20 protein-coding genes are annotated in these 21,556 nt (G+C 63.2%); 8 read left to right on the forward strand and 12 right to left on the reverse strand.

The features are described 5' to 3' along the window. Positions 1 to 2 precede the first annotated feature (2 nt). A complete protein-coding gene (gene ccoS, locus AC07X6_RS15055; protein WP_100875003.1) occupies positions 3 to 185 on the forward strand; it encodes a cbb3-type cytochrome oxidase assembly protein CcoS in 183 nt (60 codons plus the stop codon). Here ccoS and AC07X6_RS15060 read toward each other — a convergent pair. Together AC07X6_RS15060 and AC07X6_RS15065 are read right to left on the reverse strand one after the other, a co-directional pair. Next, positions 173 to 1,645, reverse strand: a complete 1,473-nt coding sequence (locus tag AC07X6_RS15060; protein WP_494791487.1) for a virulence factor — start codon at positions 1,643 to 1,645, stop codon at positions 173 to 175. The two genes, ccoS and AC07X6_RS15060, sit on opposite strands and share 13 nt — an antisense overlap. Further along, the gene (locus AC07X6_RS15065; RefSeq protein WP_494791488.1) at positions 1,645 to 3,780 is read right to left on the reverse strand and encodes a T6SS effector phospholipase Tle3 domain-containing protein; all 2,136 of its coding nucleotides are present in this window, start codon (positions 3,778 to 3,780) and stop codon (positions 1,645 to 1,647) included. The genes AC07X6_RS15060 and AC07X6_RS15065 overlap by 1 nt, the downstream gene beginning before the upstream one ends. Positions 3,781 to 4,026: 246 nt before the next feature. On the opposite strand from AC07X6_RS15065, the gene ccoN reads away from it, so the two are divergent. The 6 genes from ccoN to AC07X6_RS15095 all read left to right on the forward strand — a co-directional run bounded on the left by ccoN (position 4,027) and on the right by AC07X6_RS15095 (position 9,216). Further along, positions 4,027 to 5,454 (forward strand): cytochrome-c oxidase, cbb3-type subunit I, encoded by a 1,428-nt coding sequence (gene ccoN / locus AC07X6_RS15070; protein ID WP_046681775.1) that lies wholly within the window; start codon positions 4,027 to 4,029, stop codon positions 5,452 to 5,454. 15 nt (positions 5,455 to 5,469) lie between these two features. Then, a complete protein-coding gene (gene ccoO, locus AC07X6_RS15075) occupies positions 5,470 to 6,084 on the forward strand; it encodes a cytochrome-c oxidase, cbb3-type subunit II (protein WP_070278467.1) in 615 nt (204 codons plus the stop codon). 1 nt (position 6,085) lies between these two features. Further along, positions 6,086 to 6,289, forward strand: a complete 204-nt coding sequence (locus AC07X6_RS15080; protein ID WP_230540048.1) for a cbb3-type cytochrome oxidase subunit 3 — start codon at positions 6,086 to 6,088, stop codon at positions 6,287 to 6,289. Continuing rightward, a complete protein-coding gene (gene ccoP / locus AC07X6_RS15085) occupies positions 6,282 to 7,202 on the forward strand; it encodes a cytochrome-c oxidase, cbb3-type subunit III (protein WP_474293726.1) in 921 nt (306 codons plus the stop codon). Before AC07X6_RS15080 ends, ccoP begins: the two co-directional genes overlap by 8 nt. A 4-nt stretch (positions 7,203 to 7,206) precedes the next feature. Continuing rightward, positions 7,207 to 8,589 carry a cytochrome c oxidase accessory protein CcoG gene (ccoG, locus tag AC07X6_RS15090; RefSeq protein ID WP_494791489.1) on the forward strand — a complete coding sequence of 461 codons (1,383 nt, stop codon included), beginning with the start codon at positions 7,207 to 7,209 and terminating at the stop codon, positions 8,587 to 8,589. 102 nt (positions 8,590 to 8,691) lie between these two features. Further along, positions 8,692 to 9,216: a FixH family protein gene (locus tag AC07X6_RS15095; protein WP_494791490.1), complete on the forward strand. Its 525-nt coding sequence runs from the start codon at positions 8,692 to 8,694 to the stop codon at positions 9,214 to 9,216. 3 nt (positions 9,217 to 9,219) lie between these two features. On the opposite strand, the gene fnr is transcribed toward AC07X6_RS15095, so the two are convergent. Continuing rightward, positions 9,220 to 9,978, reverse strand: a complete 759-nt coding sequence (gene fnr, locus AC07X6_RS15100) for a fumarate/nitrate reduction transcriptional regulator Fnr (RefSeq protein ID WP_046681780.1) — start codon at positions 9,976 to 9,978, stop codon at positions 9,220 to 9,222. Positions 9,979 to 10,217: 239 nt separating this feature from the next. Here fnr and AC07X6_RS15105 point away from each other — a divergent pair, with 239 nt between their 5' ends. Continuing rightward, positions 10,218 to 13,292, forward strand: a complete 3,075-nt coding sequence (locus AC07X6_RS15105; protein WP_494791491.1) for a response regulator — start codon at positions 10,218 to 10,220, stop codon at positions 13,290 to 13,292. A 1-nt stretch (position 13,293) separates the two neighbouring features. On the opposite strand, the gene AC07X6_RS15110 is transcribed toward AC07X6_RS15105, so the two are convergent. From AC07X6_RS15110 to AC07X6_RS15150, 9 genes are all read right to left on the reverse strand, one after another. Next, positions 13,294 to 14,061, reverse strand: a complete 768-nt coding sequence (locus tag AC07X6_RS15110; protein WP_494791560.1) for a TOBE domain-containing protein — start codon at positions 14,059 to 14,061, stop codon at positions 13,294 to 13,296. 34 nt (positions 14,062 to 14,095) lie between these two features. Further along, the gene (locus AC07X6_RS15115) at positions 14,096 to 14,797 is read right to left on the reverse strand and encodes a sulfate/molybdate ABC transporter ATP-binding protein (RefSeq protein ID WP_494791492.1); all 702 of its coding nucleotides are present in this window, start codon (positions 14,795 to 14,797) and stop codon (positions 14,096 to 14,098) included. Positions 14,798 to 14,814: 17 nt separating this feature from the next. Beyond that, positions 14,815 to 15,486, reverse strand: a complete 672-nt coding sequence (gene modB, locus AC07X6_RS15120; RefSeq protein WP_494791493.1) for a molybdate ABC transporter permease subunit — start codon at positions 15,484 to 15,486, stop codon at positions 14,815 to 14,817. A 16-nt stretch (positions 15,487 to 15,502) separates the two neighbouring features. Then, positions 15,503 to 16,261, reverse strand: coding sequence for a molybdate ABC transporter substrate-binding protein (modA, locus tag AC07X6_RS15125; RefSeq protein WP_494791494.1), 759 nt, complete (start codon positions 16,259 to 16,261; stop codon positions 15,503 to 15,505). A 119-nt stretch (positions 16,262 to 16,380) separates the two neighbouring features. Continuing rightward, positions 16,381 to 17,397 carry a bile acid:sodium symporter family protein gene (locus tag AC07X6_RS15130; protein WP_230540056.1) on the reverse strand — a complete coding sequence of 339 codons (1,017 nt, stop codon included), beginning with the start codon at positions 17,395 to 17,397 and terminating at the stop codon, positions 16,381 to 16,383. A 200-nt stretch (positions 17,398 to 17,597) separates the two neighbouring features. After that, the gene (locus AC07X6_RS15135; protein WP_034752546.1) at positions 17,598 to 17,960 is read right to left on the reverse strand and encodes a BON domain-containing protein; all 363 of its coding nucleotides are present in this window, start codon (positions 17,958 to 17,960) and stop codon (positions 17,598 to 17,600) included. Between the two features lie 277 nt (positions 17,961 to 18,237). Next, positions 18,238 to 19,605 carry a sigma 54-interacting transcriptional regulator gene (locus AC07X6_RS15140; protein WP_494791495.1) on the reverse strand — a complete coding sequence of 456 codons (1,368 nt, stop codon included), beginning with the start codon at positions 19,603 to 19,605 and terminating at the stop codon, positions 18,238 to 18,240. Next, positions 19,602 to 20,144 (reverse strand): hypothetical protein, encoded by a 543-nt coding sequence (locus tag AC07X6_RS15145; protein WP_494791496.1) that lies wholly within the window; start codon positions 20,142 to 20,144, stop codon positions 19,602 to 19,604. Before AC07X6_RS15145 ends, AC07X6_RS15140 begins: the two co-directional genes overlap by 4 nt. Then, positions 20,141 to 21,553: a HAMP domain-containing sensor histidine kinase gene (locus AC07X6_RS15150; RefSeq protein WP_494791497.1), complete on the reverse strand. Its 1,413-nt coding sequence runs from the start codon at positions 21,551 to 21,553 to the stop codon at positions 20,141 to 20,143. The genes AC07X6_RS15145 and AC07X6_RS15150 overlap by 4 nt, the downstream gene beginning before the upstream one ends. Between the last annotated feature and the right edge of the window lie 3 nt (positions 21,554 to 21,556).

Raw genomic sequence — 21,556 nt, forward strand, 5'->3', positions numbered from 1 at the left:
ACATGGAAGCACTGTATCTCCTCATCCCCTTGAGCGTCGTGGTCGTCTTCATCGCGCTGTGGGTGTATTTCACGGCCTCGGACAGCGGCCAGTTCGACGACCTCGTCGGACCGGGCCTGCGCGTGCTGCAGGACGACGACACGCCGCCGGAAGCGGCCGCCCCGCCCGCGCCTCAGCGCGAATAGCCTTGCGACCCCGGCCGCGCATCGAAGCGCCGGCCCCACCACGGCAAGAACACGGTATTGCCGCCGCGCGCGCGGAACCACGGCTGTTCGTGGTCGACGGGCCGCACGACGGCCGGCGGCGCCACCACCACGGCAGTCGCGCTCTCGCTGTCGCTGCTGCCCGCCACCAGCACGGGCCGGCCCACGTGGTTCGCATGGGCGATGGCCAGTGCCACGTTCGTCAGCGCCGTGCCGGCGCCCGTCTCGCCCAGCAAGGCTGGCATGTTGAAAGTCTGCTTGTTGAAATCGAAGTCGGGCAATTGCTGCGTCAGGCTTTGCGCCAGCGGACCGAGGCGCTCCGACGAGGCAGGATAGCTGCTGCCCGCATCGTGGATGACGTAGCCGATGGCGTCGTCGTTCAATTGCGCGTTCCGGGCGGCAGCGTCGATGGCAGCGCTCCACGCCTGCACGGCGCGCGGGGACTGTCCCTTGCCGGCGGTGAAATCGGCGACCTTGCGTGTGGCGGGAAAGCCCAGCCAGGCCAGCGGCGCGCGCTCCGTCTTGTAGCCGGGACCGGCCAGCACAAGCAAGACCATGTTTTCATTGATCTGCTCATCCCTGGGCGGATAACTGGGCGCATCCCAGTTCATCACCCACACCGTCTTGTCGGGATTGGCCTGCAGGTAAGCCAGGCCCGCCGCCAGGGACGTAAAGCCCGCATTGGCGCCGCCCAGGGTCACGCGCACGTCGGGCGGCGTGGCCGTGGTCCAGGAATCGGGGAAATGGGAGTTGCCGATACTGAAGGTATCGACAATCTCCTCGCGCAAATATTCCGCCGCTTCCACGGGATCAAGCCGCCCGGCCGGTAGGGCATATTCAACATGGATGCCGGCCAATTCACGGCGCGTGGATTTATCAGTCAATGAATGGGCGTTGTAAAAATATTCTTCGTTCGAGAAATAAATATCATGAAACAACGTGATCAATTCCTCTACATACTTTTCATGATATCCATTGAATGTTTCCCGCCCCTTGTTGCCAGAAGCAATCATGCCGATCGATTGCACTTTACCAAAACGCACAGGATTCTCTTTCACTTTGCTATCGTCCTTGTTCGGCTTGGCCAGGCCCAGCGTCCACAGCAATTGCCATTCGGTCGGATAATCGCGCCGCTGCAGGGGATTGAGCCACTGCACACCCACCACCTGCGCCATGTACGGCTGCGCGGGCGCAGCAGGGATGACGGCGGCAACCGGTGCCGCGACCGGAACCTTGCTGGCGCAGGCCGAGGTCAGAAAAAGCACGCCAAGCGCCAGCAGGGCTGGCATCAACAATAATCGTTTCATCAGCAATCCTTCTTCAAGAGGAACGTCGACTGGCGGGGCCTGCAATACAGACCAGAGTGCAATACCAGACGCAAGACTGAAAACAAATATGCTCCAGCCCAGCCTGCGCGGAAGAGTAGCAATCAAGTTGCGCATCAGGAGGTCTCCGGGCGCTTGTACATGCGTTCATCCACAATTTCGTAAGGCATGGCGCCTGCGCTGCCATCGCTCTTAACCCAATCCAATAGTGGTATTTCCTTAAACTGCCCTGTATAAAAATACTCACCAAACAATTTGTTTGGATGGCTTTCATCCAGCCCCTTAGACAAACGCCAATCTGCCGCGATGCGCAGGTGTAGCATCGCCTCCTCACCGATATGACCCACCCCAATCGCCACGTCATATGCCAGCGCCTTTTCAGCGTGCCCAGGATTAGTCAGGATGGTGGAGTGGTCGGTCGCATGCGTGTCGCAGGTGGCCGCCAGCTGCCCCTGGATTTCCTGCTTGCGCCATTGCAAGTATTCCGGCGTGGCGGTGGACAGGTCGTCTTCCATCATCGCCTTGCCGTCAAGGCCGTCGAGCTTCCCGCGGCGGGCCTTCATGCGCAGGCGGGCGTGGTCTTCGTAGCGCAGTGCCGCCTCGGTATTGCGGTCGCCCTGCGGCGTGCCGCCCACGCTTGTATCGGCATACGGCTCGCCTTTCTGACGTGCCTTGCCCGCATGGCGATGCGTGCCGGGCGGATCGAGATTCTGGTCGAACTGCGGACTAGGTACGCCAAAGCGCACGGCCTGCGGTGTAAACACTTCCGGCAAGGCGGGCGCCGTCACGGGGATGCGCCAGTCGTCCGGCGGCACGGCATTGATGGGCGTCTTCAGCATCTTCATGAGGGCCGACATGGCGGAGGCCGTGCGCACGGTCCCCGCCTTTCCGGCCGCGCTGGTACTGGCGCGCACGCCCTTGTCCGGGTCGTATCTGGAGATCGGCGAACGGGGATGCCAGAAATCGGCGCTGCCCCGCGCGGGCTGGCGATAGTGATTGCTCCAATAGTCATAATCGCCGTGCTGGCCAACGGGAAAGCCTTGCGCAAACACCCGCTGGGTAAACACGCCGGCGCCGCGCGTGGCCTTGATCTCTTCGGCGCTCAGACCCAACCAGCCGATGCCCTGGATGGGCGTGGCGGAAATCACCTGGTCGTGCGGATTGCAATACAGGGTGACGCGGCCGCGCGTCGTGGGCTGCGGGCCGCAGGCATAGGCGGCCCGGTCTTTCTCCAGCGTGAAATCATGGCGCACGTTGGCGGCCATGTCCGCCAGCGCGGCAGACATGGGCGGCTCCGTGGCCTGGCCGCGCACGATGTCGAAAAACGCCGCCAGGGTCTTGCGGCGCGCCTCGCCGCTTTGCCGGCCCACATTGCCATCGACATCCCTGACCTGCCCCTGCAGCCAGCCTTCCGTGTCGTTTCTGCGCAACAGGCTGTAGGGCGGGTTGCACAAGACATAAGTATCGGCCACGCAACGGCCGCTTTTGCCCGCCGCATCCTGCACGTCGGCCATCTTATTGCCCAGAAACGCGGCCGCCATGCCCACCATATTGCCCTGGCTGTGGCAGACCAGGGTAATCGGCACGTCGGCCTGCTGCCGGCGGATGGCCGCCACCAGGTGCGCCAGGCGCAGCGCGGCCAGCACGAAGTAGGGACGCGGCGGGCAGGCATACACGATGCGGTCGTTGACGGGATTCAGATGCTCGATGTGGATGAACAGGAAGAGGGCGTCCGACAGACCCTCGCCCCACAGGTCAGGCAGGGAGGAGCAGCCATTGGCGAACGGGCCGCCGCCCCAGTAAGCGTGTTCGTTCAGGTAGACCGAATCGCCATATTGCTGCAATTCCCTGTCGCTGGCCTTGTAGCCCCAGCGGAACTGGATCACGGGCGAGAAATGCGCTTGCGGCCCGATGAAGGTGGCGGCCGTGTAGTCGGGATCGACATAGCCGTCATCGCTCAGTTCGCTCCGATAGCCCACCGGCGTCAGTTGCCCCGCCTGCGCCGTGGCATGCGCCATGTGCTCGTCGCAGCGCTTCATGCGCGTGTTCAGGCCCTTGCACAAGCCGGCTTCGGCGGCGCCGTACCACTCACCGTCGGAATTGACGCCATGCACGAAGATGACGATGCCCGGCGATGGCGCCTGCACCAGGCAAGCGAGCTTGCCGTGATCGAACAGTGTCGTGCCCTCGGCCTTGCCGACGACCAGGTCCACCGGGGCATCAAACGGGTCGCGGCGTTCGGGGTCTTCCATGGCGGGCCTTGGGCGTGTCTGGACAAGCCACTGTAAGTCATTGCTTCCATGCACGTTTTACGCCATGTCAAGCCAGCTGTTGCAGGGATCTTGCATGGCTTTTTTGACCGGAATATCACTTTATTTCGATGCCAGTTCGCTACGCTTATTTCATCCGGGGAATTTTGATCCACATCAAAGTTTTTTCGCGGTCAAACACTTACTCTCTGGCCACCATCATAAATAGTAATTCCAGGGAGAGTCTTTGTGGATCAATCGCTGAACTATAACTACAAGATCGTGAAGCAATTCGCGGTCGCTACTGTGGTATGGGGCATCATCGGCATGCTGGTAGGCGTTATCATCGCCGCTCAGCTGGCCTGGCCTGCCCTGAACCTCGACATACCATGGCTGACATACGGACGCTTGCGTCCGCTGCACACGAATGCGGTGATTTTCGCCTTCGGCATCTGCGGCCTGTTCGCCACCTCGTACTACGTGGTGCAACGCACCTGCCAGGTACGCCTGTTTTCCGACAAGCTGGCCGCCTTCACGTTCTGGGGCTGGCAAGCCGTGATCCTGTGCGCGGTCGTCAGCCTGCCCATGGGCCTGACCCGCGGCAAGGAATACGCCGAACTGGAATGGCCTATCGCCATCCTCATCGCCGTCGTCTGGATCGCCTACGCCATCGTCTTCTTCGGCACCTTGATCAAGCGCAAGGTCAAGCACATCTACGTGGCCAACTGGTTCTTCGGCGCCTACATCCTGGCCGTGACGATTTTGCACGTGGTCAATGGCGCCGTCATGCCAGCCTCGTTCACCAAGTCGTATTCCGCCTACGCGGGCGTGCAGGACGCCATGATCCAGTGGTGGTACGGCCATAACGCGGTGGGCTTCATCCTGACCGCCGGCTACCTGGGCATGGTCTACTACTTCATCCCGAAACAGGCCGAGCGCCCCGTGTACTCGTACCGTCTGTCGATCGTCCACTTCTGGGCGCTGATCTTCACCTACATGTGGGCGGGCCCGCATCACCTGCACTACACGGCCTTGCCTGACTGGACGCAATCGATCGGCATGGTCTTCTCGCTGGTCCTGCTGGCACCAAGCTGGGGCGGCATGATCAACGGCATCATGACCCTGTCGGGCGCCTGGCACAAGCTGCGCACCGACCCGATCCTGAAATTCATGATCGTTTCGCTGTCGTTCTACGGCATCGCCACCTTCGAAGGTCCGATGATGTCGATCAAAACCATCAACTCGCTGTCGCACTACACCGACTGGACCGTTGCCCACGTGCATGCGGGCGCCCTGGGCTGGGTGGGCTTCATCACCATGGGTTCGATCTATTATCTGCTGCCACGCCTGGCGGGCCGCACGCAGATGCACAGCACGCGCCTGGTCGACGTGCACTTCTGGGTGGCCACCATCGGCATCGTGCTGTACATCGCCGCAATGTGGATCGCCGGCGTGATGCAGGGCCTGATGTGGCGCGCGGTCAATCCGGACGGCACCCTGACCTACACCTTTGTCGAGAGCGTGAAAGCAACGTATCCGTACTACGTGGTGCGCGTGGCCGGTGGCCTGCTGTACCTGTCGGGTATGTGCATCATGGGCTACAACACCTGGATGACCTTGCGCGGCAGCAAACTCCCCGTCGCCCGCATTCCAGAACTGAACGCGGCGCACGCCTGATAGGAGCATAAGCAAATGAAATTTTCACATGCATGGATTGAGAGAAACCCCTGGCTGCTGATCGCCCTGGTCACGGTGGTGATCAGCATCGGCGGCGCCGTCGAGATCGTTCCCCTGTTCTTCCAGAAGAGCACGACGGAGCCGGTCGCCGGCCTGAAGCCGTACTCGCCGCTGCGCCTGGCGGGCCGCGACATCTACGTGCGCGAAGGCTGCTACAACTGCCACTCGCAGATGGTGCGTCCGCTGCGCGCGGAAACGGAACGCTATGGCCACTATTCGGTCGCCGGCGAGTTCGTGTATGACCGTCCGTTCCAGTGGGGTTCCAAGCGCACGGGGCCCGATCTGGCCCGCGTGGGCGCCCGCTACAGCGATGAATGGCACCGCACGCACTTGAACAACCCGCGCGACGTGGTGCCCGAGTCGAACATGCCGTCCTACCCCTGGCTGGCGAAGACCAAGCTGGTGCCTGACGACATCATGCCGAAGATGCGCGCCCTGAAACGCCTGGGCCAGCCGTACAGCGATGAAGAGATCGCCGCCGGCCCCGCGCAGCTGCAGGACAAGACGGAAGAAGACGCCCTGGTCGCCTATCTGCAGGGCCTCGGTACATTAATCAAAACAAGGAATTAGCATGGCAATCGAAAACCTGTTTGACAGCGCCAGCAGCGTCATGACGGTGGTTTCCTTTACGACGTTCGTGGGCATCCTGTGGTGGACTTTCAGCCGCAGCAATGGCGACTTCGACGCGGCGGCGCGCCTGCCGTTCGCCGACGACGCGCTCGACTATCCGGCCGAGGCCGAGATGAACCTGGCGAAGGAGCATAACCATGGCTGACTTTACCAATGGCTTCTGGAATATCTACGTCATCGTGCTGTCCCTGCTGGGCATCATCGGCTGCGGCGTGCTGCTGTACTCGCAGTCGAAAGTGAAAGTGGCCGCCGGCGCCCCCGCCGACGGCACCACGGGCCACGTGTGGGACGAGGACTTGAAGGAACTCAATACGCCGATGCCGCGTTGGTGGATGTGGTTGTTCTACATCACCATCGTCTTCGCGCTGGCCTACCTGTTTCTGTATCCGGGCCTGGGCAACTACGCCGGCAGCCTGGGCTGGAAATCCACGGGCCAGTACGAGGAAGAGCTGAAAAAGGCGGAAGCCGACTACGGTCCCCTGTTCAACAAGTACCTGAGCCAGGACTTGAAGACGGTGGCCGCCGATCCGCAGGCGCAAGCCATCGGCCAGCGCCTGTTCCTGACCTACTGCGCGCAATGCCACGGTTCGGATGCGCGCGGCAACAAGGGCTTCCCCAACCTGACGGACAAGGACTGGCTGTATGGCGGCGATCCCGACATCATCAAGACCACCATCATGCACGGCCGTAATGGGCAAATGCCGCCGATGGGCGCCGCGCTCGGTTCCGAAAAGGATGTCGAGAACGTGGCCCATTACGTGCTGAGCCTGTCCGGTTCCACCTCGGACCCCGTCAAATCCGTGCTGGGCAAAGCCAAGTTCGGCGCCTGCATGGCCTGTCACGGCGCCGATGCGAAGGGCAACCAGATGCTCGGTTCGCCTAACCTGACGGACAAGATCTGGCTGTACGGCGGCAGCGCCGATACCATCATGGAAACCGTGCGCAAGGGTCGCTCCAACACCATGCCGGCCTTCAGCGATTTCCTCGGCGAATCCAAGGTACACGTGCTGTCGGCGTATGTCTGGAGCCTGTCGAATCCCCAGACGCCCGTGAAATGATGTAATGGAACCTCAAGTCATCAAGATGTATGCGGCCCGCGAGCAAATCTACCCTCGCGAGGCCAAAGGACGCTACGCTACCTGGCGATGGGTATGCGTATGGCTTACCCAGCTCGCGTTCTACGGCTTGCCGTGGTTGACCTGGAATGGCAGGCAAGCCCTGCTGTTCGATTTGACCACGCGCAAGTTCTACATTTTCGGCGTCGTGCTGTGGCCCCAGGATTTCATCTATCTGGCGGCCCTGCTGATCATCTGTGCGTATTTGTTGTTCCTCGTCACGGCCATTGCCGGGCGGGTGTGGTGCGGGTTCTCTTGCCCGCAAACGGTATACACGGAAATCTTCCTGTGGGTCGAACGCCGCATCGAGGGCACGCGCAGCGCGCGCATGGCCCTCGACAAGCAGGGCCCCTCCGTGCGCAAGGCGTTCAAGAAGACGGCCAAGCACCTGGTATGGGGCGCCATCGCCCTGTGGACGGGCTTTACCTTTGTCGGCTACTTCACGCCGATCAAGGAACTGGCGCACGCGGTGACCACGCTCAATTTCGGTCCCTGGGAGTGGTTCTGGGTCTTGTTCTACAGCCTGGCAACCTACGGCAACGCGGGCTGGCTGCGCGAGCAGGTGTGCAAATACATGTGCCCCTACGCGCGCTTCCAGAGCGCCATGTTCGACCAGGACACCCTGATCATCACCTACGATGCCAAGCGCGGCGAACCACGCGGCGCCATGAGCAAGAAGGCCGGCAACAACGACAAGCTGGGCGATTGCATCGACTGCACCCTGTGCGTGCAGGTGTGTCCGACCGGCATCGATATCCGCAACGGCCTGCAGTATGAATGCATCGGCTGCGCCGCCTGCGTCGATGCCTGCAATACCGTGATGGACAAGGTCGACCGGCCGCGGGGACTGGTACGCTACAGTACCGACCATGCGATGGAAAACAACTTCAATTCGAAGCAGATACGCCAGCGCGCCATGCGCCCGCGCGTCTTGATCTACACTTCCATCCTGGCCCTGATCATCATCGCCGTGTGTACTTCGCTGGCGCTGCGCACGCCGCTGAAGATGGACGTGATCCGCGACCGCGGTTCGATGGGACGCGAAGTGGAAGACGGCATGATCGAAAACGTCTACCGCCTGCAGATCATGAACACCTCGGAGCAAAGCCAGCATTTCAAAATCAGCGCATCCGGCTTGCCGGGCCTGACCTTGCTGACGCGCGAAGAAGTGACCTTGCAGCCGACGGAAACGCTGGGCTGGCCGATCCGCCTGCGCGTGCCGCACGGCATCGGCGAGAAAGGCTCGAACAAGATTGCGATCGAATTGCAATCGCTGGACGACCCGTCGCTGCATGTGCGTGAAAGCGCGGTATTCATCGTGCCACGTTAACAAGGAAAGGCGGACGGGGACCGGGTGCCCTCGCCGCCGCCACGAAGTTGCAGGAAGGCCGGTCCCCGCATGGGGACTGGCCGTTTAAACAGGAGAAATAGCATGTCCGACAGTCTGAAACTGCAACCTCCCGTTGCCCCGTGGTACAAGCACCGCTGGCCATGGCTGCTGATGATCGGTCCCGGCCTGTCCGTGGTCGTCGGCAGTTTCATGGGCTATATTGCGTTTACGCAACCCGATGCGCTGGTGGTGGGCGATTATTACAAGCAGGGCAAGGCCATCAACCAGGATTTGAAGCGCGACACGATCGCCAGCGACCTGGCGATGGATACCAGCCTGGCGTATGACGTCGCTGCAGCGCGCCTCAGCGGTTCCGTGCACAGCTTCGGCAAGGCGTACCAGGGTCCGCTGCAGCTGCACCTGGCGCATGCGACGTTGCCGGAAAAGGATATCAAGCTGCTGGTGCAGCCCGATGCGGCCGGCAATTTTTCCGTGACGCTGCCGATGCTCGAGCGCAGCCGCTGGCAGGTGCTGGTGGAAAACGACAAGCGCGAGTGGCGCCTGTCCGGCATCTGGACCTGGCCGTTGCAGCGCAGCATCGCGCTGCACGCCGATGAAGAGCTGTAAGCCTTATTTGCAGACGTCGGTGCCGGCCGTAATAGCTTTTAACTTGGCCGGCTGCAAGATCTCGATCTCACGGTTGGAGACGCGCAGCCAGCCTTCCTTCTTGAATTTCGACAATAAGCGGCTGACGCTCTCGATGGTCAGGCCCAGGTAGTTGCCGATTTCCTCGCGCGACATGCGCAGCTGGAATTTGCTGCTCGAATAGCCGCGCGCCTCGTAGCGCGACGCCAGGTTGACGATGAAAGCGGCAAAACGCTGCGTCGCCTGCATATTGCCCAGCAACAGCATCACGCTTTGCTCGCGCGTGATTTCCTGGCTCATCATGCGGTGGAAATGACGCAGCAGGGTCGGCATGTTGCCCAGCAATTGTTCCAGGCTGGAAAACGGGATTTCACACACTTCACTATCTTCCAGGGCCACCGCATTACAGTGGTGGCGGTCGGCGCTGATGGCGTCCATGCCCAGCAGTTCACCCGCCATCTGGAAACCCGTCACCTGCTCTTCGCCGCCGGGATTGATCTGGTACGTCTTGAAGTGGCCCAGACGGATCGCGTACAGGTTCTGGAACGAGTCGCCGATGCGGAACAGCGAGGCGCCGCGCACGATCTTGCGGCGGCGGCCGATGATCTGGTCCAGTCTGTCCATGTCGCCCACATCGAGGCCCATCGGCAGGCACAATTGATGCATGCTGCAAGTCGAGCATCGCGCACGCAACGCCTCCACGTTCACGGTGGGCAAGGTTGGAGTGAGTAGCGCTTCAGTCATGTCGGTACCTTTTAGAAAATGCAACAACAAGTTTACTGCATACAGGGTTGCCGTGTGCCAATTTCACCGCAATTTCGCTGAATAAACGACGTTCCGACTTTAATTATATGGCAACATCGTCAAAAGGCCGTACGGGGCGGGCAATTTGCGCGGTGGCGCTTGCCAAGCTGGGGCATTGATAGGAAAATTCCTGACAGCATTATCTGCCGCCTGTGCCGCCCGGTACTGAAAAGGAAATCATGAAGCCTCTCGGCATCAAAGCAAAAGTCGCGCTGGCCACCAGCCTGACCTCGATCGCCATGATCGCGCTGGTCACGATGATCCAGGTGCAGCACATGCGCGACGATTTCACCCGAGTACTGCTGAGCCAGCAGTCGTCCCTGATCACCCGCACCGCCGCCGAACTCGACGACAAGCTGGCCATGCTGCTGCAGATCGTCACCCTGACGGCCAGGCAGCAGCCGCCGGAACTGATCGCCCAGCCCGCCCAGTTGCGCCAATACTATTCGCGCCGCTCGATGCTGGTGCTGTTCGACGACGTGCTGGTGCTCGACGCGCATGGCGCCGTCGTGGCCGACATGCCGGAAGTGGCGGGGCGCGCCGGCATCAATGTTGCCGAGCGCGAATACTTCCAGACCGTCCTGCGCACGCGCCAGCCCATGATCACGGAACCGATGCTGGGCAAATCGAGCGGCATGCCCATCGTGCAGATGGTAGCGCCCGTGCTGGCCGCCGATGGCCAGGTGGCCGGCGTGGTGATCGGCGTATTGCGCCTGTACAAGGACAACCTGCTGGGCCGTTTGCGCTCGGAAAAGATCGGCAAGAGCGGCTATTACTTCATCCTCACGCGCGGCGCCGTGCCGCGCTACGTGCTGCACCCGGACACCAGCCGTTTGCTGCAGCCGCGCCTGCCGAACGCCAACCTGACGACGACCCAGCTGCTGAAGGACGATGGCGAAGGCAGCATGGTCAGCACCAACAGCCGCGGCATTACGGCCGTCAACAGCTTCAAGCGCCTGAAATCGGTGAACTGGCTGCTGGCCGCCTCGCTGCCCATCGACGACGCCTTCGAACCGTTCGATGGCGTGCTGTACCGGCTGGTGCTGTGGAGCATCCTCGCCTCGCTGCTGGCCGCGGCAGTGCTGGGCTGGGTTACCGTGCGCCTGCTGTCGCCCCTGGTGCGCCTGCGCGATACCCTGCAGGCGCTGCGCACCAGCGGCAGCCGCTTCACCCCCGTACCCGTGCAGCAGCGCGACGAGATCGGCCAGCTGACGGAAGCCTTCAACGGCCTGATGAGCGAACGCGACCGGCTGCAGCAGGAGCTCGAAGCGCGCGCGGCGGAGCTGGAGCAGGAGCGCGACCGGGCCGAGGCGGCCAACCGCGCGAAGAGCGATTTCGTGGCCAACATGAGCCATGAAATCCGCACGCCCCTCAATGCCGTGCTGGGCATGGTGTATCTGCTGGGAAATACCAAGCTCGATACGGAACAGCGCAAGTATCTGACCATGGTGCGCGTGGCGGGCCAGTCGCTGCTGGGCATCCTCAACGACGTGCTCGATTATTCGAAGATCGAGGCGCGCCGCATGGAATTGTCGCCCGTCGAATTCGACCTCGACGAAGTCATGAACACGCTGGCCACGACGATGACGATGAATGCGGGCGAAAAGGAGCTGGAACTGGCCATTGCCGTCGAGCCCGACGTGCCGCGGCGCCTCGTGGGCGACGCCCAGCGGCTGCAGCAGATCCTCGTCAACCTGGCCGGCAACGCCATCAAGTTCACGGAGCAAGGCGAAGTGGTGGTGGCCGTCAGTCTGGCCGAGAAGGACAACGGCCGCGCCTGGCTGCGCTTTGAAGTGCGCGACACGGGCATCGGCATGACGGAACTGCAGCAACAGCAGCTGTTCGCCGCGTTTTCGCAGGGCGACCAGAGCATCACGCGGCGCTTCGGCGGCACGGGCCTGGGCCTGGCCATCAGCAAGCAGCTGATCCACATGATGGGCGGCGACATCGCCGTCGCCAGCAGCGAAGGCAAGGGCAGCCGCTTCTGGTTCAGCGTGCCGTTCGACATGCTGGCGCAGCCGGCCGAAACGCGGCGCACGCCCACCCTGGGCCAGCTGCGCCTGCTGGTGGCCGACGACAACCGCACCACGCGCGAGCTGATCGTCAAGCTGATCGAGGCATGGGGCTGGCTGGCCGACGAAGTGGATTCCGGCTTTGCCGCCATCGAGCTGTACCGCGAGCGCCTGGCGCAGCAGCAACCGTACGACGTGGTGCTGGCCGACTGGCACATGCCCGTGATGGACGGCCTGGCCACGGCCAAGGCCATCCGCCAGGCGGCGGCCGGCCAGCGCCAGCCCATCGTGGTGATGGTCAACGCCTTCGCCCGCAACCACCTGGAGGAAATCTCCAGCGCGGCCGAGGCCGACGTGGTGCTGATGAAGCCGATTACGGGCTCGAGCCTGTTCGATGCCCTGCACCAGGCGCTGATTGCCAAGCACGACGGCGGCGAGCAGCGCATCCTGCACCAGCCGCTGGGCACGGAACTGGCCGGCGTGCATTTCCTGCTGGTGGAAGACAATCATCTGAACCAGGCCGTGGCGCGCGGCATCCTCGAACACATGGGCGCCACCCTCGACGTGGTGGGCGACGGCTTGCAGGCGGTGGAACGGCTGCGCACGGAGGCGCTGCGCTACGACATCGTGCTGATGGACATGCAGATGCCCGTCATGGACGGCTTCAGCGCCACCCACATCATCCGCACGGAACTGCGCTTGAGCCTGCCCGTGATCGCCATGACGGCCGGCGTGCTGGCGTCCGAACGCGAACGCTGCATGACGGCCGGCATCAGCGACTTCATCGCCAAGCCCGTCGTGGTGGAAGAGATGATGGAAGTCATCCTGCGCCACCTGCCCAAGCGCCCGCCAGTGCAGGCGGCGGGGCCGGCGCCCGTCGCCGATGAGGAGGTCTTTTCCATGGCGCCGCTGATGCGCGTGATGGGGCGCGACGCGAAAGGGCGCGGCGTGCTGCGGCGCATGGTGGAAGATGCGTTGAACAAGGGCATGGCGCCCGTGCGCGACGCCGAAACGGCCTTGCAGGCGGGCCGCCACAGCGACGTGGCGCGCATCCTGCACAGCGTGCGCGGCTCCGTCGGCACCCTGGGCACGAAGCGCCTGATCCGCGCCGCCTTCGCCACCGAGGAAGCCATCGACGCGGGCCGCCTGGACGAGGTGCCGGCACTGCTGGCGCAGACGGCGCAGGAACTGGAACAGGCGCTGGCGGCGGCGGCGGATTGGTTGTCGCGCCTAAAAGATTAATTTATGCGGGTACGCCCAAAATCACGCTGGACGCCTTGAAAATCGCCGTCACATTGCTGCCGATCTCGATGCCCAGGTCGGTGCTGCTCTGGTTCGTGATGATGGCGGCAATCGTGCCGCCACGGGGCAAGTCCAGCACCACTTCCGTGTTGACGGCGCCCGTCTGCACGCGCGTCACCACACCGGTCAATTGATTGCGCGCCGAAAAGCGCGCGCCTGCGCTATCGGCCACGAGGATGATGGACGAGGCCTTGATCAGCGCAAACGCTTCCGCGCCCGGCACCAGGCCCAGGCTGGCGCTGCTGCCCTGCGTGACGATGGCCACGATATGCTGTCCGCCCGGCAATTCCAAGGTGACTTCGTCGTTGACGGCGCCCTGTTTCAGTTCAGCAACTTTACCGAGGAATTGATTGCGTGCCGTGGTTTTCATGGCCATTCTCCGTATGAGTAAAAGATCGTCGGCGATGCCTTCGGCCTGGCTGCCCAGCTGGCGCAGGTAGCGGGCATGCTCGCGCTCGATGATGCGGAAATTGTCGACTAGTTGGCGTCCCCGTGGCGTCAGCCGCGTGCCGCCGCCGCCCTTGCCGCCCGTCAAACGCTCGACCAGCGGTTCGCCGGCCAGGTTGTTCATGGCGTCGATGGCATCCCAGGCCGCCTTGTAGCTCATCTTGACGAGTTTGGCCGCCTGCGTGATGGAGCCGCACTCGGCGATGGCGCCCAGCAATTCCACCCTGCCGGCGCCGCCCAGGTTTTCTCCGCCCACCGTCATCCATACCGAGCCTTGCAGGCCGATGGCCGCTGCTTTATCCAATGCGTTCACCTAATGCCTTATTTTCTTCCATGCTGTCAATTTGTCCGTCACGCAAGTAAAGCACATGTTCGCCCAGGATGCGCGCATCTTCGGGATCATGTGTGATCAGGATCATGGGCACGTCCAGGCGCTGCTGCCACTGGCTCAGTTCCAGCCGCATTTTGACACGCAGGGCCGGATCGAGGGCGGCAAACGGCTCGTCGAGCAGCAACGCGGCCGGCTCAGCCACGAGCGCCCTCGCCAGCGCCACCCTTTGGCGCTGGCCACCGGACAACTCGTCGGGGAACTGGTGCGCCAGTTCCTGCAAGTGGAATGCATCGAGCCAATGCTCGACCTTCTGCAATTTTTCGCGCGCGCGCGGGTTGAACCAGCCGCGCGCCAGGCCGAAGCCCACGTTCTGGCGCACCGTCAGGTGCGGGAACAGGGCGTAATCCTGGAACAGGTAGGCGACATTGCGCTGCTGCGGCGGCAAGTTGATGCCGGCGGCCGAATCGAACAGGGTGCGCCCGTTCAGGCGGATATGCCCCGCGTCCGGTGTAAACAGTCCGGCAATGGCTTTCAGGGTCATGCTCTTGCCGGCGCCGGAGGGGCCATACACGGCGATGCGCTGGCTGCTGGACGTGCATTGCACATGCATGTCGAAGCGGCGTTTGCCGGAGCGCAAGGTGGCGCGGAGGTCGAGGTCGAGTTGCATGGGCGTCATCATCAGCGTCATTTGTGCGCGATGCGCCCGGGCGCCAGGCGGCCGGCCGACAGCAGCACCACGATACAGACCAGGGAGATAATCACGACCAGCGTATTGGCCACGTCGTCCTGGCCCGCCTGCACGGCTTCATACACGGCCACCGACAGGGTCTGCGTCTTGCCGGGAATGCTGCCGGCCACCATCAAGGTGGCGCCGAATTCACCGAGCGCGCGCACGAATCCCAGCAGTACGCCGGCCAGGATGCCGCGCCAGGCCAGCGGCAAGGTGACGCGGAAGAAAATCGCCATTTCCGGGATGCCCAGCACGCGGGCGGCCTGCTCCAGCTGGCCGTCGACCGCTTCGAAGGCGGCGCGCGCGGGCTTGAAGACGAGGGGAAAGGCGACGACTGTGGAGGCGATCACGGCGCCCTGCCACGTAAAGATCAGGTTGATGCCGAAGTTGTCCTGCAGCCAGATGCCCAGGGTGCCGCGCCGGCCCAGCAGCACCAGCAGGTAATAGCCGAGCACGGTAGGCGGCATCACCATCGGCAGGGTCAAGAGGGCATCGAGCAGTTCGCGCCCGGGAAAACGCGTGCGCGCCAGCAGATAGCCCGTTCCGATGCCGAGCAGCAAATTGAGCGCCGTGGCCCACGCCGCTACTTTGAGCGACAGGGCCAGCGCGGTCCAGGCGATATCCATGTGCAGTCGTTTTACTTTATGGCTTTTTAAACCCGTACTTGGCCAGGATGGCTTGCGCCGGCGCCGTTTGCAAATAGCTGACGAAGCGCTTCGCTTCGGCGGCATTGCCGCTGCCCTTGATGGTGGCGATCGGGTACAGCACGGGCGAGGCCAAAGGCACCTCCAGCACCACGCTGACCTTGTCTTTCATGATGGCCGCGTCGGTGGCGTAGACAAAGCCCGCATCGACTTCGCCGCGCGCCACGTAATCGAGCGACTGGCGCACGTTTTGCGTGCCGATGGCCTTGGGCTGCACGGCATCCCACAATTTCGCCTTCTTCAGCGCGCCTTCGGAATAGCGGCCGACGGGCACGCTGGCCGGGTTGGCGATGGCCACGCGGGTCACGCCCTTGTGCGTCAGGTCGGCCAGGCTCTTGATGCCCAGCTTGCTATCGTGCGGCACGATCAGCACCAGGCTGTTGCCGACGAAATCCATGCGGTCGGCCGGCAATACCAGGCCCTGCTTTTGCGCCGCATCCATGGTTTCCTGGTCGGCCGAGGCAAACACGTCCACGGGCGCGCCCTTGACGATCTGCTGCAGCAGCACGCCCGAGGCGGCGAAGTTCAGGGACACCTTGCTGCCAGGATACTGCGCCTCGTAGCCTTGCGCCGCATCCTTGAACGCGTTCGTCAGGCTGGCCGCGGCCGACACCACCACTTCGCCGGCAAAGGCGGAAGTGGCGGCGGTGGCGAGAAGAGCGGTGCCAAGCAGGCGGGCGAGGGAGGTGAGGCGCATGATCGTATCCTTGTAAAGTGAACGGTGAACAAGGAGCGTAATATACACTTATATATAGCGTTCTGCCACGGCACAGGTCAAGACAGCTGAACTTGCTTCACGCGAATCCTGGTGCAGGCTCAGGCGGCCACTTTCCCGCTGTCCAGCTCGTCGTCCTTGCGCCGCGCATAGCGCTGCGCGATCACGGCGCAGATCATCAGCTGGATCTGGTGGAACAGCATCAGCGGCAAAATCACCATGCCCAGCGAGTGCGTGGCAAACAAGACCTTGGCCATCGGCACGCCGCTGGCCAGGCTTTTCTTCGAGCCGCAGAAAACGATGGCGATCTCATCTTCCTTGTTAAAACCCAGGCGGCGGCTGATGAACGTCATCAGGCCCAGGACCAGCGCCAGCAGCACGATGCTGAACAGGCTCAGGGCGACCAGGGTTTCCACCGAGATCGTGTGCCACAGGCCTTCGCTGACGGCTTCGCTGAAGGCCGTGTAGACCACCAGCAAAATGGAACCCTGGTCGACGAATTTCAGCATGGCCTTGTGGCGGTCGACCCAGCGGCCTATCCAGCGGCGCAGGAACTGGCCGGCCAGGAAGGGCAGCAGCAGCTGCATGACAATCGACAATACCGCGTCGACCGACGACTTGCTTTCCGCTCCCTTGGCCACCAGCAAGCCCACCAGGATGGGGGCAAGAAAAATGCCGATGAAATTCGAGGCCGAGGCGCTGCAGATGGCGGCCGGCACATTGCCGCGCGCCATGGCCGTCAAGGCGATCGACGATTGCACGGTCGACGGCAGCGCGCACAGGAACAGGATGCCCACGTACAGCTCGGGCGTGAGGAAAGTCAGTGCCAGCGGGCGCAGGGCCAGCCCCAGCAGGGGGAACAAAATAAAGGTGCTGGCCAGCACCAGCAAGTGCAGGCGCCAGTGCATGACGCCGGCCACCACGGCTTCGCGCGACAGCTTGGCGCCGTGCAGGAAGAACAGGGCGCCGATGGCCACCGTGGTGATATTGCCGAAGACCACGGCCGTCTGGCCCGTGCAGGGCAGGAAACTGGCCAGCGCCACGGTGACGAGCAGGGCGATGGTGAAGTTGTCGGGTTTGAGATTGCGCAACAGGGCGGCGGGAAAGAATGAAGACATGCGGTAGCCTGGTAGCGGCCCAGCCGTGCAACACTGCGCCGTGGATGACAAAAAGCGCCGGAATCGGCGCCAGTGCTGGCTATTCTAACCCCATTGCCGAGCTATCTGCCTGGAAGCAGGCGTGGCTTGTGGACACAATGGCACAAAAAAATGCCCTGTCCGCAGACAGGGCAACCCGGAGTAAAGTACAGCGCGAGGAATTAACCGGCGGCTTTGACTTTCAGCTCGTTCTTGATTTCTTTCACGCCGCTCACGGAAGCGACGATCTGCACGACGCGGTCACCCGCTTCGGCGCTCGGCACGTCGCCCGACAGGACGACCACACCTTGCTGGGTTGCTACCTTGACTGGCAGGGCAGCGGCTTGCGCATCGGCGCTCAGGGCGGCCTTGGCCGACGAAGTGATGGTTTCATCAGGGACGGCAGCGGCGGCGTTGGCGGCCACGACGGTGTCAGCAGGAGCTTGTGCTTTTGGGGCGGAGTCAGCTGCATGCGAAGCGGTGATCGAGGCGCCCGACAGTACGATAGCGGCGACCAGGGTATTGAACAGTTTCGATGTTTGCATGGTAGTTCCTCTCAATGAAGTTAAAAGCTTCTTACTTGGCTATAGCAATAAACAGCAACACTTTGAAGCGTCACATCTACCCATACAGCAAGCACCGTGCCAGCTTTTAATTTTCCTTCAAAATCAACGACTTACATGCAAACTCGATTTTTCCAGCGCGTTTCCGCCGGATCCGGCGCGAAAAACCGGGCTTTTTGTCGCCTGACAGCGACAGCCTGTGGCAACAATGTCAATGTTTCAGTCTAAGCCGTTGATTTTTAACACTTTATTTTTGTCGCTAATCAGCGACAGGGTCGCCGTCAGCCCGGAACAGGGCCGGCGTCAGCTCGTATTTCTGCAGTAAACGGTAGAACTCCGTGCGGTTGCGGTCGGCCAGGCGGGCCGCGTCGGCCACGTTGCCATCCGTCAGGCGCAGCAACTGGATCAGGTAGTCGCGCTCGAAGCGCTGCTTGGCTTCGTTATAGCTGAGCGCTTCCAGCGACGGCACGCGCAGCGCCCGCTGCACCAGGGACAAGGGCACCAGCGGCGCCGTGGCCAGCGCGCACACCTGTTCGACCACATTGACCAGCTGGCGCACGTTGCCGGGCCAGGGCGCGGCCACCAGCGCCGTCAAGGCGTCGGGCGCGAAGCCGTTCAGCGGCTTGTCGTACTTGGCGGCCAGTTTCTGCAGGAAATGGTTCGCCAGCAAGGCGATATCTTCGCGGCGCTCGGCCAGCGGCGGCAGGGTCAAGGTCACGACGTTGAGGCGGTAATACAGGTCTTCGCGGAATTGCCCCTCAAGCATGGCCACATCGAGGTCGCGGTGCGTGGCGGACAGCAAGCGCACATCGACGGGCCGCGTCTGGTCGGCGCCCACGGGGCGCACGGCCCGCTCCTGCAGCACACGCAGCAATTTGACTTGCAGCGGCAAGGGCATGTCGCCGATCTCATCTAAAAACAGGGTGCCGCCATCGGCCGCCTGAAACAAGCCTTCGCGGTTGCCGACGGCGCCCGTAAACGCGCCTTTGACGTGACCGAACAGTTCCGATTCCAGCAACTGCTCGGGAATGGCGCCGCAATTGACGGCGATGAACGGCGCCTTGGCGCGGCGGCTGGCGTTGTGCAGCGCGCGCGCCAGCAATTCCTTGCCCGTGCCGCTGGGGCCGCGGATCAAAATGCTGGCGTCGGAACCGGCCACCAGCTTGGCTTCGGCCAGCAGCTCGGCCATCTGCGCGCTGCGGCTGATCAGTTCGGCACGCCAGCTCTCGTCCCCGGACGCGGGCGCCGGCATGACGGTGGACAAGTTGATGGCGTACGCCACCTTTTCCATCAGCAACTTGCCGTCGAACGGCTTCGTCAGGTAGGCAAACGCACCGCGTGCCGTCGCGTCGACGGCGTCGGGAATGGTGCCGTGCGCCGTCAGCAGAATGACGGGCAGGGCCGCGTGCTGGCGGCGGATTTCATCGAACAGGGCCAGGCCGTCGCGGCCCGGTAGTTGCACGTCGGTAATGACCAGGGCCGGCAATTCCACGGCCAGGCGCGCCAGCGCCGCTTCCGCGCTGCCCACGGCCGTCACGCGATAGTTGCCCGCCTTCAAGCGGATGGTGAGCAAACGCAGCAGGTCGGGATCGTCGTCGACCAATAAGATGTGGGCGTGCTCGCTCATTTCGGCGCTCCCGCGGCGGGGCGCACGGACAGGCTGCGCTCGATGTTTTTCAGTGCTTCCAGCTTTTCATTGAGCAAGTCGTTGCGGCGCTGGGCGTCGCGCAGCTGCGCATTGAGCTTGTCGATGCTCTCTTCCTGGCGGCGCAGTTCCGCGTACTGGCTGCCCAGCAATTGCGCCAGCGGCGCCAGCAATTGCGCGTCCTTGCCCGTGGCCGTGGCCAGCGGTTCCAGCAGCGCTTGCGCGCGGGCCAGGTCGCCGGGGCCGCGCACGGTCGATTGCAGCATGGCGCGGCGGACGGTGTTCTGCGGCGCCGTATCGGCCTTGGCCAGATCCAGTTGCGCCTTCACCAGTTCCGACGGCGTCATCAGGCGCAAGGCGCTTTGATACGCCAGCAGTTCGGTCAGCTGGGGATCGGCGACCACCACCACGCGGGGCGGCGTCTGCACCAGCACGGGCGTCTGTTTGGGAGGCTTGGCGGCGCAAGCGCCCAGCAGCAGCGCGCAGGCGGCCATGCCGGCCAGGGAAGTTCTCGTCATCATAAAGGCAGTTCTATCCGAAAATGCGCGCCAGCCTGGCGCGGTAAAAGAGTGACGCTGCCATCATGGGCGGCGATATATTCGCGCACGATGGACAGGCCGATGCCATTGCCGTTGCGCGCGCCGGCCACCTGGCGCACGCCCTGGTAAAACGGCTCGAAGATGCGTTCGGCATCCTCGGGCGCCACGCCGGCCCCCTCGTCGATGCAATCGATGCGCACGCGGCCGCCTTCACCGGACAGGGTAAACCGCACGGTGCCGCCTTCCGGGCTGAAGCGCACGGCATTCGACAGCAGGTTCGCCAGCACAGTTGCCAGCTTGTCGCGGTCGGCCTGCACGATCAAGGATTCGCCCTGCACCTCGACCGTCAAACGGCGCGCCAGCCATTGCAGGCGCTGCCCGGCCACCACATCTTGCAGCAAGACCAGCAAGTCCACCTTGCTGTGCGCCAGATGCTGGGCGTCAAAGGCGGCGGTATTGTAGCGCAGCAAGTCTTCGATCTGGGTTTGCAGCGAGGCCGTGTTTTGCTGCAGGATGCCGGCGATTTCGCGCTGGCTGTCGCTGAGCTTGCCGGCCACCTCGTCTTCCAGCAGGGCCACGCCTTCGCGCAGGGCCGCCAGCGGCGTCTTCAGCTCATGCGAGATGTGGCGCAGAAAACGTTCCTTGTCGGCATCGAGATCCGCCAGGCGCTGGCGCAGCCAGTCCAGCTGCTGGCCCAGGCGGCGCGTGTCGGCCGGGCCGCCGACGACGATGGGCTGGTCGTAGCGCTTGTCGCCCAGGCGCTCGATGGCCGTCTCGATGCGGCGCAGCGGGCGCGAGAGTAAAAAGCCGAAGCAGGTGGCCAGCAAGGCCGCCAGCAGCACGGCGCCGCCCACCAGCAGGCCCAGCAGGCGGCGCTGGCGTTCCAGCTCGGCCAGCAGGGCGTCGTTGCGGCTGCCGATTTCCGTCTTGCTTTCGCGCGCCAGGCTGTCATTGATCTGCGTCATGCGGGCAAACGCGCGGTACACGACGGCGTGGCCATCGCGCTTGCGGCGTTTACCCGCTTGCAAGACTTCCCACGCCGCTTGCGCCTGCACCGTCCACTCGTCGGCCAGCTGGGGGGCGAACTCGGGCGTGGCGCGGTTCAGCACTTGCAGCGCCGCCGCCGCTTCGTTGCGCGCCGCCGCGTAGCGCTCGCGGAAGACGGGGTCGTCCAGCACGAGGAATTGGCGCGCGCTGCGCTCCATGGCCAGGGTGCGTTCAGACAGGCGCTGCGACTGTTCCGTCAGGGCAATCGCCTGCGCCGCCGTCTCGCGCCCCAGGCGCGCCAGGTGCTCCAGGGTCAGCAAGGCTTGCACGGAAGTGGCCGTCAAAATGCCCGTCGTCAAAATGAAGGCGGCAAATAACAGTTGGCGAAAAGAAAGTCTGGACAAGGT

Source organism: Janthinobacterium sp. GW460-12-1-14-LB5 (genome assembly GCF_059423585.1).

Excerpts from the sequence above, each read along its gene's own strand:
- ccoS (WP_100875003.1), top strand. The coding sequence starts at position 3 with ATGGAAGCACTGTATCTCCTCATCCCCTTGAGCGTCGTGGTCGTCTTC.
- AC07X6_RS15060 (WP_494791487.1), bottom strand. The coding sequence starts at position 1,645 with ATGCGCAACTTGATTGCTACTCTTCCGCGCAGGCTGGGCTGGAGCATA.
- AC07X6_RS15065 (WP_494791488.1), bottom strand. The coding sequence starts at position 3,780 with ATGGAAGACCCCGAACGCCGCGACCCGTTTGATGCCCCGGTGGACCTG.
- ccoO (WP_070278467.1), top strand. The coding sequence starts at position 5,470 with ATGAAATTTTCACATGCATGGATTGAGAGAAACCCCTGGCTGCTGATC.
- AC07X6_RS15080 (WP_230540048.1), top strand. The coding sequence starts at position 6,086 with ATGGCAATCGAAAACCTGTTTGACAGCGCCAGCAGCGTCATGACGGTG.
- ccoP (WP_474293726.1), top strand. The coding sequence starts at position 6,282 with ATGGCTGACTTTACCAATGGCTTCTGGAATATCTACGTCATCGTGCTG.
- ccoG (WP_494791489.1), top strand. The coding sequence starts at position 7,207 with ATGGAACCTCAAGTCATCAAGATGTATGCGGCCCGCGAGCAAATCTAC.
- AC07X6_RS15095 (WP_494791490.1), top strand. The coding sequence starts at position 8,692 with ATGTCCGACAGTCTGAAACTGCAACCTCCCGTTGCCCCGTGGTACAAG.
- fnr (WP_046681780.1), bottom strand. The coding sequence starts at position 9,978 with ATGACTGAAGCGCTACTCACTCCAACCTTGCCCACCGTGAACGTGGAG.
- AC07X6_RS15105 (WP_494791491.1), top strand. The coding sequence starts at position 10,218 with ATGAAGCCTCTCGGCATCAAAGCAAAAGTCGCGCTGGCCACCAGCCTG.
- AC07X6_RS15110 (WP_494791560.1), bottom strand. The coding sequence starts at position 14,061 with ATGACGGTGGGCGGAGAAAACCTGGGCGGCGCCGGCAGGGTGGAATTG.
- AC07X6_RS15115 (WP_494791492.1), bottom strand. The coding sequence starts at position 14,797 with ATGCAACTCGACCTCGACCTCCGCGCCACCTTGCGCTCCGGCAAACGC.
- modB (WP_494791493.1), bottom strand. The coding sequence starts at position 15,486 with ATGGATATCGCCTGGACCGCGCTGGCCCTGTCGCTCAAAGTAGCGGCG.
- modA (WP_494791494.1), bottom strand. The coding sequence starts at position 16,261 with ATGCGCCTCACCTCCCTCGCCCGCCTGCTTGGCACCGCTCTTCTCGCC.
- AC07X6_RS15130 (WP_230540056.1), bottom strand. The coding sequence starts at position 17,397 with ATGTCTTCATTCTTTCCCGCCGCCCTGTTGCGCAATCTCAAACCCGAC.
- AC07X6_RS15135 (WP_034752546.1), bottom strand. The coding sequence starts at position 17,960 with ATGCAAACATCGAAACTGTTCAATACCCTGGTCGCCGCTATCGTACTG.
- AC07X6_RS15140 (WP_494791495.1), bottom strand. The coding sequence starts at position 19,605 with ATGAGCGAGCACGCCCACATCTTATTGGTCGACGACGATCCCGACCTG.
- AC07X6_RS15145 (WP_494791496.1), bottom strand. The coding sequence starts at position 20,144 with ATGATGACGAGAACTTCCCTGGCCGGCATGGCCGCCTGCGCGCTGCTG.